The following is a 14,017-nucleotide window of genomic DNA, read 5'->3' on the forward strand; positions in this document are numbered from 1 at the left end:
AGTGCCCGCTTTGCCTGCTCGCGCTCTCCGAGGGCGGTCAGCGCCTGCGACAGACCAAGGCACGCATCTATTTTGTTCTCTGCCCAGCCGTCCGGCATCGCAAGGAAGGCTTCAAACGCTTCGACCGCCTGTGCGTACCGTTTATGCGCCAGCAGCTCGCGCGCGTAATAATAGCTGCCGCGTGCATCCAGCTTTTTCCCCTTAGCGAGCAGGTTTTCGTAGATTTTCAGATTGCGGTCGGAGTTCGCACACGGCGGCTTGCGGTGTGTCACCGCCGCGTCTCCGTACCGGATGTTCCCGCGCGGCACAATGCACTCGTGCACCGCACCCTGCCATCGAAAATGCGCAGACGTTTTAAGCAACCGCTCACGGTAACAGAAAAACGTCGGTCTGCCCTGCTCATCAAAACCGGTGTGGTACGGCAGCATGACGACATCGACTGTGCCGTCCAGCTCCGCTTTGAGCGCAAGCAATTTCTGACGGTCGGACGGCAGAAGCACATCATCCGCATCCAGCCACAGCGTATAGTCCATGCGCGCCTGCGCAAACGAAAAATTGCGTGCGGCAGAAAAATCATCGCACCACGGGAACACCTGCACAGTGCCGTATTGTGCAGCGATCTCCCTCGTTTTGTCGGTCGAGCCGGTGTCCGTGATGCAAATTTCATCCGCAATGCCGCGCACGCTGTCCAGACACCGCGCGAGCACCTTCTCCTCATTGCGTACGATCATGCAAAGGCTGACGGTCGTCATAGCATCCCTCCCAACCAGTCTATGCAAGGCGAATGAAGGTTGCTAATCTGCACAGATTTTGGTACAATAATAAGAAGAGTAAATCACGGAAACGGAGAGATTTTTCGATGGAGACCGAAGTAAAGCTGACCAAACTTGCTGGCTGCGCCGGCTGCGGCGCAAAAGTCGGCGCCGGAACGCTCGTACATCTGCTTGAAGGCTTTCGCACGCATACCGACCCGCGTTTGATCGTCGGCTATGACAAGAGCGATGACGCAAGCGTGTATGTGCTTGACGAGAACACCGCGCTCGTGCAGACGACCGACTTCTTCCCGCCCATCGTGGACGATCCGTTCCTGTACGGACAGATCGCGGCTGCCAACGCGCTCAGCGACGTGTACGCCATGGGCGGTGAACCCAAGCTCGCGCTCAACATCATGTGTCTGGCGCAGAGCATGGACGATCATGCGGTGCAGGAAATCCTGCGCGGCGGCTACGACAAGGCCTACGAGGCCGGCGCGATCATCACGGGCGGCCACACCATTCAGGGTGCCGAGCCGATTTACGGACTGGCGGTTTCGGGCTTCGTGCATCCGAAAAAGGTGCTCACCAACAGCGGCGCAAAGCCGGGGGATGTGCTGATTCTGACCAAGCCGCTCGGCGTTGGCGTGCTGACCACAGCAGCAAAAGCGGAGCTGGTCGAAAAGTCCGTGCTTGACCGCATCTACCGCCAGATGGCTGCGCTCAACAAGGCCGCGCGGGATGTTATGGTGAAATATCCGGTGCACAGCTGCACGGATGTCACCGGTTTTTCGCTGCTCGGCCACAGCTTTGAGATGGCACAGGGTAGCGGCGTTTCCGTGCACCTTCGTGCAGACGACGTCCCCTATCATGCAGAAGCGTACCCGCTGGCAGAGATGGGACTGATTCCGGCAGGCGCGTACCGCAACCGGCAGTATGCGGAAGCCGGCGTATGTGTCAAGGGTGAAGTTTCGCGCACCCTGCAGGATTTGTTTTACGACCCGCAGACCAGCGGCGGCCTGCTGTTTGCCCTGCCGGAGCAGGACGCGCAAGGCTGTCTGGATGAACTGCAGCAGAGCGTGCCGGAGGCGAAAATCGTCGGGTATGTTACCGAGAAACAGGAGTTTTCGATCTATTTGGAGTAAATTGAAAATTGGGGATGGAGAATTGAGAATGGAAAATTAACACGGTGGTTGACCGTTTTCTTTTGAAATAGAACCCAATCAAAAAACACCCCGAACCACAGGTTCGGGGTCAGTCTGTCGAAAAAGTCGTATAGTCAACAGTTTTCAGTATTTCGCGCGGCAGCGCGCATAAAATAGCATTTGCTCTGCAAATGCTCAAAAAGGGGGAGCATGTATCACCATTTTTGAACTTCTGGAGGGAGAAAGTTTCTGTATAGAAACTTTCGGACGACTTTGGAACGGCCCACGGTCCGTTCCTGCTTGTCGGCGAAACTGTAGTTTCGCGACAGCCTCACCCCGAACCACAGGTTCGGGGTGTTTGCTATTCGGAGCAGAAACTGAAATCGGACATTTCATTCTCCATCCTCCATTTTCAATTCTCCATTACTCTTTCCCGCCCTGCAGGATATAAATTCCATGCTCAACCGGTTCGAGCACGGCCTGCAGGTTTTCGCACGCACCCTTGGGACTGCCCGGCAGATTGATGATCAGGCTCATGCCGCGAATGCCCGCTGCCGCGCGCGACAGACACGCCTTCGGCGTAATCTGCATGGATGCCGCCCGCATGGCCTCCGGGATACCCGGCGCGAGCTTTTCGCAGACCTTGATGGTCGCCTCCGGCGTTACATCGCGCGGCGCAAAGCCGGTGCCGCCGGTGGTGACGATGAGTGCGAGCTTCTCCTCGTCGGCGGCATGGATGAGCGCGGACTCGATGCGCGGCTGCTCGTCCGGCAGCACCTCGACCGCACCGACCGCGTAGCCTGCCCGCTCGAGCAGATTCTTGACGGCAGGGCCGCTCAAATCCTCGCGCTCACCGCGGAACGACCGGTCGCTGACTGTAATAACTTTAGCGGTCAGTGGGCGAACACTGTTCGCCCCTACAGAACACGACATGTTACACACCTCCGAAGCCGCAGTGCGGGTAGGTGCAGACCTCACAGCCGAGGCACAGACCGCCTTCTCCAAGCGCAACAAAATCGCGTCTGGTCAGCCGCACGCCCGCCGCGATGCGCGGCAGCACCAGATCAAAAATGGTGGCCTTGGCGTACATGACGCATCCGGGCAGACCCATCACCGGACGGCCGTCCGCGTAGTAGCCCAGAAGGAACATGGCGCCCGGGAGCACCGGCGCGCCGTAGGTGACGATATCCGCGCCGCTCTGTTTGATCGCACCCGGCGTGGAATCGTCCGGGTCAACACTCATGCCGCCCGTGCACAGGATCATATCGACCGGCTTGTTTTTCATCTGCTCGATGGCCGCCGCGACGTTCTCCATGCCGTCCTCGACCAGAACGTGCTCGGTCATTCTGATGCCGAGTGCAGCCAGCTTTCGTTCTACAACCGGCGTGAAGCTGTCCGGAATACGGCCCTTTGCGACCTCGCTGCCGGTAGTGACAACGGCTGCTGTTTTCAGCGTAAACGGGCGGACTTCCAGAATCGGCGTGCCGCCCGCCGCCTGCTCAGCCTGCCGCAGTTTCTCCTCCTCGATCACGAGCGGGATGACGCGCGTGCCGCACAGCTTGTCGCCCGGATGGACGATGCCGTTGCCGCGTCTGGTGGCGATCATGATTTCGTCAATGCTGTTGACCGCATTCAGCCGTTCGGTATCGACCAGAAAAACGCCGTCAATATCCGCCGAGAGCTCGATCTTGCCCTCTTTGGTGTCGCTTTTACGCATACCGGCGTTCTGACAGAGCGCACACAGCCGCTCTGCCGCGTCATTCTCGTGCAGAAAACCCGGCTGCAGCTCCCAGACGTAAAGCTGCTCCTTGCCCATCGAAAGCAGCACCGGAATGTCCTCCGCGGTGACGATGTGGCCCTTGCGGAAGCGCGGCCCCTTGCTCACGCCCGGGATGATCTGCGTCATGTCATGGCACAGAACATGGCCGACCGCGTCCTCGGTTTTGATACATTTCATGGCTTTTCCTCCTCGATCTCGTCACCGGCGGTGATCGTGCCGCCCGTCAGCACAATGGCAAAGATACCGTCGGTCGGCATGACGCATTTGCCCGTCAGACGGCGGATTTCACAGTCATTATGGCATTCCTTGCCGATCTGGGTCACCTGCAGACGCGTTTTTCCCACGCGGAGCACCGTACCGACCGGTAAATGCTTGAGGTTAATCCCTTCGGTGAGGATGTTCTCCGCAAAGTCGCCCGCATGGAGCGTCAGACCGGTTCGGCGCATTTCGTCCACGCTCTCCTGCGCCAAAAGGCTGATCTGGCGGTGCCAGTTGCCCGCGTGCGCGTCACCGATGATGCCGTGGTTTTCTTTCACTGTGATACGCTCCACCGGGTGCTTTTTTGTTCCTTTATGTTCACTAATACAAACTGCTGTTACTTTTGCCATGCTACCCTTTCTTCTTCCAATTCGTTAGTATACGGTGGGATGAGGTCATCCCGCCCTACAAATACCATAGTGTTACATCGTGCTATAATGAAAAAAATAAATGCACTAAATGCAGCCTTATCGGCTCATTTCCCATTCTCAATTTTCCATTATTTATCCCCCGATTTGGCTCATGCCTCTCCGGCTTTCACTCGGCTGCCCGGATTGCATATGGTGGCTGACCGGTTTCCCGAACACACCCTCGCGCAGTGCGCGTTCAAGGTTTTCACCGTGCAGACCGCGCAGCGGAATCTCCTGCGCCGAGTGCAGGCACGGTTTCAGCCTGCCGTCTGCGGTAACGCGAATGCGGTCGCAGTCCGCGCAAAAACGGTGGCTCATCGGGCGAATCAGACCGATTTTCCCCTTCCATCCGGGCATTCGGTACAATTCCGCAACGCCTTCATTCGGCAGACGCTGCAGCTTCGGCAGGGCGTGCAGCACCGCATCCGCGGAAAGAAACCGCTCACGCGGCCAGTCCGCGCACTCACCGATCGGCATGAGTTCAATAAAGCGCACCTCAAATTCTCTGTCCTGCGCCAGCTGCGCCAGTGCCGGAATCTCGTCCTCGTTTACACCGCCGAGCAGCACGGCATTCAGCTTTGTACCGCGGAATCCGGCGTGCCGCGCCGCATCCAGACCGGCCAGCGTATCCGCGAGCGAGCCGCCGCGCGTCAGCGACGCAAATTTATCCTCATTTAAGGTATCCAGACTGATATTCAGCCGGTCAACCCCTGCTTGTTTCAGCTCTGCGGCGTACTGCGGCAGGAGTGCGCCGTTGGTCGTCATGGTAAGCTCCCGCACACCATTGATGGCACGCAGACTGCGGCACAAGTCCACGATGCCGCGCCGCACAAGCGGCTCTCCGCCGGTCAGCCGCACCTTGCTGACACCGAGCGAAACCGCCGCCCGCACGATCTCGGTCAGCTCCTCGAACGACAGCATTTCACTGTGCTCCCGCTTGCACACGCCCTCAGCGGGCATACAGTACCGGCACCGGAAATTGCACCGGTCGGTCACCGACAGCCGCAGATAGCGAATATTTCTTCCTTGATTATCCAGCATTTTGCTCACTCCGTCAGCGGCATGACGTCCTCTGGGCGGACGTACAGCGTCAGCTTTTCCGTGCCGGAAAGCGTCTCCCAGACCGCCTTATCCAGCTCCCACCGCAGACTGCCTGCACCTGTCGTCTGCAGCATGACCACGGTCGAAAACGGGTTCTCGACCACACGCTCCACCGTACATGGAATGGCGTTCTCCGTGCCCTCTGTGGTAAAGTAATGCGCCCGAACGCCAACGTAAGCGATGTTTTCCGGCACATGCAGCGCGGTTTTGAGCGTTACATTCCAGTCCTTGCAAAACAGGGTTCCATCCTGTTTTACCTCGGCGGCAGAGACATTTTTGCAGCCGGAGATCAGCGCGGCACCCATGGTTGCCGGCGCGCGGAACAGGTTCTTGACCGTCTCCTTCGGGTCGGATTTTCCCTTGTTCAGCACGCACACCGTATCGCACAGGCGGTACACCTCATCGCGGTTGTGCGTGACGAACAGCGTACCGCACGAAAGATTTTTCAGGATGTCCGAAAGCTCCAGTTCCACCTGCCATTTCAGGTAGGCATCGAGCGCGGAAAACGGCTCATCGAGCAGCACAAGCTCGGGCTGCCCGACCAGAATACGCGCCAGCGCACACCGCTGCTGCTGTCCGCCGGAAAGCTGACTCGGACGGTTGTCCTCCAGTCCCTCCAGGCGGAACGCGTGCAGAACCTCCCGCACCGCCTGTTCCCGCTCGTTCTTCGGACGGGCGTGTGCGCCTGCGCGGATGTTCTGCTCCACTGTCATGTGTGGGAACAGCGCGTACTGCTGAAACAGGCAGCCGACCTTTCGCTTTTGCGGCGGCAGGTTGATTTTCTTTTCGCTGTCGAACAGGACGCGCCCGTTCAGTTCAATATGCCCCTTATCCGGTCTCACGATGCCTGCGATGCACCTCAGCGTCATGCTCTTGCCGCAGCCGGAGGCACCGAGCAGCGCCATCACTTCCCGCTCAGCGGTGAAGTTCACTTTCAGGTGAAAATCTCCGAGCGTTTTCTCGATATCCACGATCAGCGCCATGCCTTACGCACTCCTCTCTCCCGCTTTTCGAGCAAATTGACCGCCAGCAGCACCACCGCCGAGATGGCAAGGTTGACCACGACCCACTTGAACGCCAGCGCGTCATCATTCGTGCGCCACAGCTGATAGACCGTCGTCGAAATAGTCGCTGTGCGTCCGGGCGTGTAGCCCGCCACCATGGATGTTGCGCCGTACTCGCCGAGTGCACGCGCGAACGCGAGCACCGTTCCCGCGAGGATACCCTGCCTGCAGCAGGGCATGCGTACCCGCCAGAAAATCCAGGTATTCGAGCGGCCGAGCGTGCGGCCTGCGTCGGCAAGCGTTTCGTCAAAGCTCTCGAACGCACCGCGCGCCGTGCGGTACATGAGCGGGAAAATGACAACGGCGGTTGCGAAAATTGCCGACCACCAGACCATGGTCAGCTTGAGATTAAAATGCGCGAGCGCCCATGCGCCGACGACTCTTTTCGGTCCGAGCACGCGCAGCAGCAGATAGCCGACCACCGTAGGCGGCAGCACGAGCGGCAGCGTGAACAGCACATCCAACACACCTTTGAGCACGCGCGGCAGACGCGCAACATAATAGGCCGCCGCAATCCCCGCGAAGAAGATGATAACCGTGGAAATAAGTGCGATACGCAGCGAGTTATATAATGGATACCAGTCCATAATCGTCTCCTTTTGCAAATAAAGGCGAGAGATTGCTCCCTCGCCTTCCTATTGTATCAGATTATGCCAACGTGGTAAAGCCTACGCTCTCGAATACCTTGCCTGCTTCATCGGTGGTCAGATAGTCAAGGAACGCCTTCGCCTCGTCTGCGTGCATGCTGTTCTTGAGCACGGCTGCCGGATAGATAACCTGACCGCACATGTCAGCAGTTGCCTCGTCAACCGTGTCGAGACCTGCCGAGAATGCGTCGGTTGCGTAGATAATGCCGCAGTCCACCGCGCCTTCGCTTACCTGTGTGGTAACTTCCTTTACGTTGGAGCCGTAGGTCAGCACGCCTGCATCCGCCAGCGCCTTCTCATCCAGCTTGTAGCAGCTGAAAATCTTCTGTGTATACTGACCGACCGGTACATCGCTATTGCCGATGGCAAGCAGCACGTCACCGCTCGCGAGCTTCTCTGCAAGGTCGTCAAAGCTCTTGATTCCCTTCGGGTTGCCTTCCGGCACAGCCAGTGTTACCTTGTTCTCGAGCAGGTCGATGCGGGTGCCGCTCTGCAGCTCATCCAGACCGTCCGGGTTCTTGTCGGTATCGTCCTTGAGAGAGCCGTCGAGTGCGTTCATCTGCTTGGGTGCTGCAGAGATGAACACGTCGCAGTCCGCGCCTTCCTTGATCTGGGTGAGCAGGTCGCCGGAGGAGGCAAAGTTGAACGTCAGGGTGACGTTCGGGTCAACGCTCTTGTAGTCCTCTGCAATCTGGTTTAGGGTCTCGGTCATGGAGGCCGCCGCAAATACGGTCAGCTCTGCGGAATCTGCAGAACCCGTGTCCTCAGCTGCACTGTCGCTGCTCTGGGAGGCACCGCAGCCTGCCAGCATAGCCAGTGACAGAGCCGCTGCTGCAAATCTTGCAAAACGGTTGTTTTTCATTGCGTTTTCTCCCTTATTTTATAACACCTTAATGAAATACGTTGGAAAAGTGCAGCAGCGCTTCGAGCACGCCGCCGCCGACCGCAAGCGCCTTATCGGATGCGGTATCGCAGTTTTCACGCTTGCCGCGCGGATCAACGTCACCGGATTTCATACCCTCATGTACAGGTACGCCAGCCTGCAGCAGACCGCGCAGACAGCCGCTGATGGTGGTTTTCATGGGTTTTCCCGCAACGTACGCGATGGTGTCTCCCGTCTCGACCAGATCGCCAATTTCATGGCACGGCTCGAACAAGCCGTCTGCCGGGGCACGCAGCACACGCTCTGCCGCATGGCCGCCGATCACACCGGGAACGCCCGTATTCGGCAGCGGCGAACCCGTATAAAGCACCCGTCCAAGTGTATGCCCGCGCATGGTCTCAACCGCCGCGTGACAGTCCACGCCGGCCGTAAAGCCCGGACCGACCGCAATGACGATCGGCGCATCCGTGATGTGCGTACCGAGGTTTTTCTTCGCCAGAATCGCGTCCACCAGGGCATCAGGGTGCAGCTCCTGCACACAGCTTGCCGCCGGATCGGCCAGCACCGCAATGATGCCCTGTTCGGTTAGTGCTGCCGCTTCGGCTGCAGTATCGGCTCGGCGTGCATGCACGCTCTCAACGACTGTTTCGCCCAATCGAATCGCTTCCGAAAAGCATACTGTACGGCGGATTGATGTTGGCTGCGGCAGATCTGTCAGCACCAGACGAATGCCCGCACGGTACAGCCGCAAGGCAATCCCCGTGGCAATGTCTCCCGCACCGCGTATCACGACTAACATGGCGTTTTCCTCCGTTTATCTTCGTTGTATTTTGTAAACTATAACGATTGCTACCGATGATTATAGCGTATCGGTCGAGTGAAGTCAATATTTTTTCTGTGTGGCAGACATGATATAATACTATTATAAAAGCATGGTTGCAGGGCGGGGTGACCTCCCCCCGCCGCATATAACAACATGCAGATAATTTACAACGGCGGGATGAGATCATCCCGCCCTACGGTAAACATGGTTGTATTAGGTGGATTTATGAAAATATGTGAACAATTACACATTATAAAAGGTGTAACCGCCGTGATCGGCAGCGGTGGAAAAACAACTTTACTGCGTATACTGGCCGAAGAATTATCCGGAACGGTGATTTTGACGACTTCCACACACATTTTGCCGTTTACGGGCATTCCCCTTCTGGTGACGGATGACATCGACCAGGTCCGCCGCGCACTTGCGCTTCACCGCGTAATCTGCATGGGCACGCCTGCCGCTGAGGGCAAGCTGACCGAGCCGGCACTTCCCTTTTCCATGCTCGCGGACGCCGCTGACTATGTGATTGTGGAGGCCGACGGCTCCAAGCGGCTGCCGCTCAAGGCACACGCCTCGCATGAGCCGGTCATACCTGAGAATACACGCAAAACCGTGTGCGTCGTGGGTGCATCCGGATTTGGAAAGCCGGTCGAACAGACCGTACACCGACCGGAACTGTTCTGTGCGCGCACCGGTGCACACATGAGCGGTATTGTCACGCCGGAGCTGGCCGCGCAAGGCATTATCGCAGAACACTTAGCGGATATCGTTGTGCTCAATCAGGTGGAAACGATATCTCCGGCAGCAGCGAAAAGTTTTGCAGATACACTTCAAAACGCCAATATAACGGCTATCTGCACCAGTTTAATGCAGGATAAACGCTGATTTGCATCTTTGCTCTTCACGCTCAACGCTAATAAGAAAGAACCGCACATTGTGCGGTTCTTTCTTCAGTCTGTCAAAAAAGTCAGATTGGCGTTTTGCGTTTCGTGCGGCAGCACGCATAAAATAGAATTTGCAAAGCAAATTCATAAATTCCGGGAGCATGGTCCAGACCACCCTCTCTTGCCGCTATGCGGCAATTCACCTTGTGTATCTCGGAATTTATACAAAGGAAGAAAAAATGTGCCCGTCAGGGCGCGGTTTTTCTTCGGTTTCGCTCGAAAGCGTGGTTTCGAGCGAGAGGCTGCTCGGAAAACGTTAGTTTTTCGACAGCCTCAAGAAAGAACCGCACAATGTGCGGTTCTTTCTTATTCCATTCCCACAGGTTTATCGCTGTTAAACTTGGTTTTGATTGCAATATCCGTATAAAGCAGTTCTTTTTCCGGTGTTTTTTTGTTCTGCAGGTAGTCAAACAGCAGGAACGGCGGCCGGTAGCCCTGCTCGAAGGCCTTCTGATCGAGCACAAAACTCAAGCTATCTGACTGGAGCAGCTCCATATTCATCGGGTTGAGGTCGAATGCAACGACCTTGACCTTGCCCTTTCGGCCTTCTTCCTCTACAGCTGCGCACGCACCGGCCTGTCCGTTGGACGCAACGTAAATGCCGGTCAGGTCAGGATTTGCACGCAATGCGTGCTGCGTAATCTCGTGGGCATAGTCATCCCGGTCGAAACATGGCTGAAATGCTAACAGTTCAATTTCGTTTCCTGTTTCGCCGTTAATGGTATCCATAAATCCGTTTAATCGGTTATTATGTGCGGTATTATTCAAGTGTCCCGCCAGCGGAAGCACCTTGCCGCCCTCGGGCAGCATCAGCCGAAGCAAGCCTGCGGCGGTCTGTCCGGCGCGGTAGTTGTCCATACCAATGAACGCAAGACGTCTGCTGCCCGGTGCGTCCGAGTTGAGTGTGATGACCGGAATGCCCTGTTCGTACAGTTCATCAATGCACTGGCGAATCTCCGGCGAGTTGTTCGGCGCGATAGCCAGTCCCTGCACGCCCTGTGAAACCAGTTCTTCAATGTGTTCGAGTACCATTTCGGTATCCAGACCACGGTTTTCGCGCATGATCAGTTCCACGCCCGAGGCGGCAAGCTCCTCTGCGGCACGCTGCACGCCTGCACGCACGATCTGTATCGTCGGCGTCTCGACGGATTGCAGGATCGCCCCCAGCTTGAACTCCCTGCGGGATTTGACCAGCGCCTGTCCGATCAGGTTGGGTTTATACCCTAATTCTGCTGCAATTTTATGAATTTTCGCTGCTACTTCGGGGTTTACACGCCCTCGATTGTGCAGCGCACGGTCTACCGTACCGCGGGATACACCTGCCAGCTCCGCGATCTGCTGTGCGGTTACAGCCATGTTTTTTCCTCCTTATTCTATGATAGAAAGCACCGTAGCTTTCATTGTGCGGTGTTTCCTCACCACATTCTTTTTTCTTTATTTACAGTATAGCACAATGCACGCATCTTGCAACTATTTTTTGCGTGTATCCCTGTTTAAATTTACGCGTTTCCGTTTTTGTACGGCTTATTTACAAGCAAATCGTCTATTTTTCGTGCAGTTTTACCAATATAGTGCACGCCTCTGCACGCATACTCACGAAAATAAATGTCCTTTCGCACAAAAAACCATCCGTGTTTTTGTTGCGTTCACCGAATCATTCAGAATATCATTCTTAAGACTTGAAACGCGCAGGATATCGTGATAACCTATAGACAACGAAATAAATCCCCTGAAAACGCAGTGAACATCACCCATGATTCAAGTGCATTTTCGACGGGGAATTATTTTTCAAAAAGTGCGTTCACGAGAACGCCACAGACTATATCTTACTTATAGGGGGTAACACAATGTCATTCTTCTCCTCACTCGCCTGGACAGGCATCTCCTTCCTGCTGTTCACGGTGCTTGTTGCGGTCATTTCCGCTTGGAAAACCCGCGATGAGCAGCTCGACACAGCCGAGGGCTACTTCCTCGCCGGCCGCGGATTGCCCGGTGTGGTAATCGCCGGTTCTCTGCTGCTGACCAACCTCTCCGCCGAGCAGCTCGTCGGTCTGAACGGTCAAAGCTGGAAAACCAATATGGGCCCGATCGCATGGGAGGTCGGCTCGATGTTTACGCTGCTGGTTCTGGCGTATTACTTCCTGCCAAAATACCTCAAAATGGGCGCCATGACTATTCCTTCTCTGATGGAAGCACGCTACGGCAAGGGCACCAAAACGATGTTCTCGCTCGTAATCGTCATCATGTACTCCATCCTCAACCTGCCGGTCATCCTGTACTCCGGTGCAGTCGTATTTGAGCAGATCTTCGACATTTCCGGCATCCTCGGCACCAGCAAGTTCATGGCTGTTGCCATCCTGTGCATCATTATCGGCATCATCGGCGGCTGCTACGCGATTTTCGGCGGCCTGAAAGCAGTTGCAGTATCTGATACCATCAACGGCGTCGGTCTGATTATCGGCGGTCTGATGATCCCCTTCCTCGGCTTCGCGGCACTGTCTGCAGCAACTGGCGGTCATGGCATTTTCGACGGCATCAAGTACATGGTAGAGGCAGATCCGGCCAAAATGAACGCAATCAACGCATGGAATGCACCGGAACCGGAAGTTCCGTGGCCGCTGATCATCACCGGTATGTTCTTCAACAACCTGTACTGGTGGTGCACCAACCAGTCCTTCGTACAGCGTTCCCTCGCAGCAAAGAGCTTGAAGGAAGGTCAGAAGGGCGCTATCTTCTGCGGCTTCCTCAAGTGCCTCGGCCCTCTGTACCTCGTTATTCCGGGCGTTATCGCATTCTACCTGCCGTCCATTCAGGACAAGCTGACCGCTGCCGGTTCCTCTGCAATCGACTTTGCTTATCCGGCACTGATCGCTGAGATCGTTCCGAAGCCGGTCATGGGCTTTTTCGCCGCAGTCATGTTCGGTGCGATCCTCTCCTCGTTCAACTCCGTGCTGAACTCCGCATCCACCATGTTCACCTTGGACCTGTACCGTTCGTCCATCAACCCGAAAGCTTCCGACACCAAGTGTGTTAAGGTCGGCAAGATCTACGGCACCATCGCAGGCTGCATCGCAATTGTTATCTCTCCGTTCGTTATGTACGCCGGCGGCATCACCACGTTCCTGAACTCCATGAGCCAGTTCGTTTCCCTGCCGGTACTGTGCACCATCCTCGGCATCTTTATGTTCAAGCGCATCCCGAAGTATATGCCGAAGGTAATCACCGTGTTCCACGTTGTATGCTACGGCGCCTTCCTGCTGATCAAGCCGTGCTATCCCGGTTCGTCCAACCCGATCCACTATCTGTACGCAATGGCTGTTCTGTTCCCGATCGAGCTGCTCATCATGTGGTACCTGAACAAGTATCGTCCGGGTGAGGAATATGAGATTCACGACGTCGGCGCAGTTGATCTGACCCCGTGGAAGTACCGTCATGTAGTTTCCATCGTTGGTCTGATTATCGCTGTTGCGATCTATATCCTGTTCTCTCCTCTCGGCATCGCAGCTTAATTTGTCCCTTGTTGCACTCTTTGTGCATTGATCCCTCGCTTTCCGGCGGTGAATTGTCCTCACCGCCGGAAAGCAAAATTTTTTTACGAAATTTGAAATTTCCTCTTGCGTTCTCGTGAACGCGGATGTATAATCACCTTGACCTCAGAAATGAGCGGTGCACGCAAAACTTCGAGCAAGCCGCGTGCAGCAAAACAAACCATAAATAACGCAGGCAACTGCACAACACGAATTTATCACTTTTTAGGAGGAATTCATCATGGAAAATCTGAACATTGCACTGATCGGCTGCGGCATGATCGGCCGTGAGCACATCGAGCGTATCCAGAACCGCATCCGCAATGCACGCATCGTTGCTGTATGCGACGTATTTGAAGAAGGCGCAAAGAAGGGCGCTGAGATCGCCGGTGCCGGCACCAAGGTTTACACCGATTTCAACGAAGCAATCAACGATCCGGACGTAAACGCTGTTGTAGTTACCACCCCGGGTCAGTTCCACAAGGGTCCGGTTCTGGCAGCTATCAAGGCCGGCAAGCCGGTATTCTCCGAGAAGCCGCTGGCAAACACCGCTGCGGACGGCAAGGAGATCGTTGAGGCCGAGATGGCAGGCGGCAAGCACCTCGTACAGGTTGGCTTCATGCGCCGTTACGACCGCGGCTACCGTCAGGTTAAGGAGCTGATCGATTCCGGCAAGTTCGGTG

General features: G+C 56.0%; 14 protein-coding genes. 4 read left to right on the plus strand and 10 right to left on the minus strand.

The genetic code is table 11. The features are described from left to right. Positions 1 to 752, minus strand: a 752-nt coding sequence (locus ACWVX6_RS09950; protein WP_455153047.1) for a glycosyltransferase, incomplete at its 3' end; no start/stop codon positions are given. Between the two features lie 107 nt (positions 753 to 859). Here ACWVX6_RS09950 and selD point away from each other — a divergent pair. After that, the gene (gene selD / locus ACWVX6_RS09955; RefSeq protein ID WP_455153048.1) at positions 860 to 1,897 is read left to right on the plus strand and encodes a selenide, water dikinase SelD; all 1,038 of its coding nucleotides are present in this window, start codon (positions 860 to 862) and stop codon (positions 1,895 to 1,897) included. Between the two features lie 423 nt (positions 1,898 to 2,320). Here the strand turns inward: selD and ACWVX6_RS09960 are convergent, their stop codons facing one another. From ACWVX6_RS09960 to yqeB, 8 genes are all read right to left on the minus strand, one after another. Beyond that, entirely contained in the window at positions 2,321 to 2,830 is a 510-nt protein-coding gene (locus ACWVX6_RS09960; RefSeq protein WP_455153049.1) for a MogA/MoaB family molybdenum cofactor biosynthesis protein, read from the minus strand. Between the two features lies 1 nt (position 2,831). Beyond that, a complete protein-coding gene (locus ACWVX6_RS09965) occupies positions 2,832 to 3,854 on the minus strand; it encodes a molybdopterin-binding protein (RefSeq protein ID WP_455153050.1) in 1,023 nt (340 codons plus the stop codon). Continuing rightward, complete coding sequence (locus ACWVX6_RS09970; protein ID WP_455153051.1) at positions 3,851 to 4,285, minus strand: MOSC domain-containing protein; 435 nt, start codon at positions 4,283 to 4,285, stop codon at positions 3,851 to 3,853. Before ACWVX6_RS09970 ends, ACWVX6_RS09965 begins: the two co-directional genes overlap by 4 nt. A gap of 153 nt (positions 4,286 to 4,438) precedes the next feature. Continuing rightward, positions 4,439 to 5,386, minus strand: a complete 948-nt coding sequence (gene moaA / locus ACWVX6_RS09975; protein WP_455153052.1) for a GTP 3',8-cyclase MoaA — start codon at positions 5,384 to 5,386, stop codon at positions 4,439 to 4,441. A 5-nt stretch (positions 5,387 to 5,391) separates the two neighbouring features. Beyond that, positions 5,392 to 6,429 (minus strand): sulfate/molybdate ABC transporter ATP-binding protein, encoded by a 1,038-nt coding sequence (locus tag ACWVX6_RS09980; protein ID WP_455153053.1) that lies wholly within the window; start codon positions 6,427 to 6,429, stop codon positions 5,392 to 5,394. Further along, positions 6,420 to 7,097: a molybdate ABC transporter permease subunit gene (gene modB / locus ACWVX6_RS09985; RefSeq protein WP_455153054.1), complete on the minus strand. Its 678-nt coding sequence runs from the start codon at positions 7,095 to 7,097 to the stop codon at positions 6,420 to 6,422. Before modB ends, ACWVX6_RS09980 begins: the two co-directional genes overlap by 10 nt. Before the next feature lie 61 nt (positions 7,098 to 7,158). Then, the gene (modA, locus tag ACWVX6_RS09990; RefSeq protein ID WP_455153055.1) at positions 7,159 to 8,019 is read right to left on the minus strand and encodes a molybdate ABC transporter substrate-binding protein; all 861 of its coding nucleotides are present in this window, start codon (positions 8,017 to 8,019) and stop codon (positions 7,159 to 7,161) included. Positions 8,020 to 8,047: 28 nt separating this feature from the next. Then, complete coding sequence (yqeB, locus tag ACWVX6_RS09995; RefSeq protein ID WP_455153056.1) at positions 8,048 to 8,839, minus strand: selenium-dependent molybdenum cofactor biosynthesis protein YqeB; 792 nt, start codon at positions 8,837 to 8,839, stop codon at positions 8,048 to 8,050. Positions 8,840 to 9,088: 249 nt separating this feature from the next. Here yqeB and yqeC point away from each other — a divergent pair, with 249 nt between their 5' ends. After that, complete coding sequence (yqeC, locus tag ACWVX6_RS10000) at positions 9,089 to 9,748, plus strand: selenium cofactor biosynthesis protein YqeC (RefSeq protein ID WP_455153057.1); 660 nt, start codon at positions 9,089 to 9,091, stop codon at positions 9,746 to 9,748. 365 nt (positions 9,749 to 10,113) lie between these two features. On the opposite strand, the gene ACWVX6_RS10005 is transcribed toward yqeC, so the two are convergent. Beyond that, complete coding sequence (locus ACWVX6_RS10005) at positions 10,114 to 11,163, minus strand: LacI family DNA-binding transcriptional regulator (protein ID WP_455153058.1); 1,050 nt, start codon at positions 11,161 to 11,163, stop codon at positions 10,114 to 10,116. A 491-nt stretch (positions 11,164 to 11,654) separates the two neighbouring features. On the opposite strand from ACWVX6_RS10005, the gene ACWVX6_RS10010 reads away from it, so the two are divergent. Further along, on the plus strand, positions 11,655 to 13,316 hold the full coding sequence (locus ACWVX6_RS10010) for a solute:sodium symporter family transporter (RefSeq protein WP_118761911.1): 1,662 nt from the start codon (positions 11,655 to 11,657) through the stop codon (positions 13,314 to 13,316). Positions 13,317 to 13,575: 259 nt separating this feature from the next. Next, positions 13,576 to 14,017, plus strand: a 442-nt coding sequence (locus ACWVX6_RS10015) for a Gfo/Idh/MocA family protein (RefSeq protein ID WP_455153059.1), incomplete at its 3' end; no start/stop codon positions are given.

It is taken from the genome of Butyricicoccus sp., from assembly GCF_977037065.1.

What these genes read in the sequence shown, in the direction of transcription:
- ACWVX6_RS09960 (WP_455153049.1), bottom strand. Translation starts at nt 2,830, where the DNA reads ATGTCGTGTTCTGTAGGGGCGAACAGTGTTCGCCCACTGACCGCTAAA.
- modA (WP_455153055.1), bottom strand. Translation starts at nt 8,019, where the DNA reads ATGAAAAACAACCGTTTTGCAAGATTTGCAGCAGCGGCTCTGTCACTG.
- ACWVX6_RS09980 (WP_455153053.1), bottom strand. Translation starts at nt 6,429, where the DNA reads ATGGCGCTGATCGTGGATATCGAGAAAACGCTCGGAGATTTTCACCTG.
- ACWVX6_RS09970 (WP_455153051.1), bottom strand. Translation starts at nt 4,285, where the DNA reads ATGGCAAAAGTAACAGCAGTTTGTATTAGTGAACATAAAGGAACAAAA.
- ACWVX6_RS10005 (WP_455153058.1), bottom strand. Translation starts at nt 11,163, where the DNA reads ATGGCTGTAACCGCACAGCAGATCGCGGAGCTGGCAGGTGTATCCCGC.
- yqeB (WP_455153056.1), bottom strand. Translation starts at nt 8,839, where the DNA reads ATGTTAGTCGTGATACGCGGTGCGGGAGACATTGCCACGGGGATTGCC.
- selD (WP_455153048.1), top strand. Translation starts at nt 860, where the DNA reads ATGGAGACCGAAGTAAAGCTGACCAAACTTGCTGGCTGCGCCGGCTGC.
- ACWVX6_RS10010 (WP_118761911.1), top strand. Translation starts at nt 11,655, where the DNA reads ATGTCATTCTTCTCCTCACTCGCCTGGACAGGCATCTCCTTCCTGCTG.
- yqeC (WP_455153057.1), top strand. Translation starts at nt 9,089, where the DNA reads ATGAAAATATGTGAACAATTACACATTATAAAAGGTGTAACCGCCGTG.
- ACWVX6_RS09965 (WP_455153050.1), bottom strand. Translation starts at nt 3,854, where the DNA reads ATGAAATGTATCAAAACCGAGGACGCGGTCGGCCATGTTCTGTGCCAT.
- modB (WP_455153054.1), bottom strand. Translation starts at nt 7,097, where the DNA reads ATGGACTGGTATCCATTATATAACTCGCTGCGTATCGCACTTATTTCC.
- moaA (WP_455153052.1), bottom strand. Translation starts at nt 5,386, where the DNA reads ATGCTGGATAATCAAGGAAGAAATATTCGCTATCTGCGGCTGTCGGTG.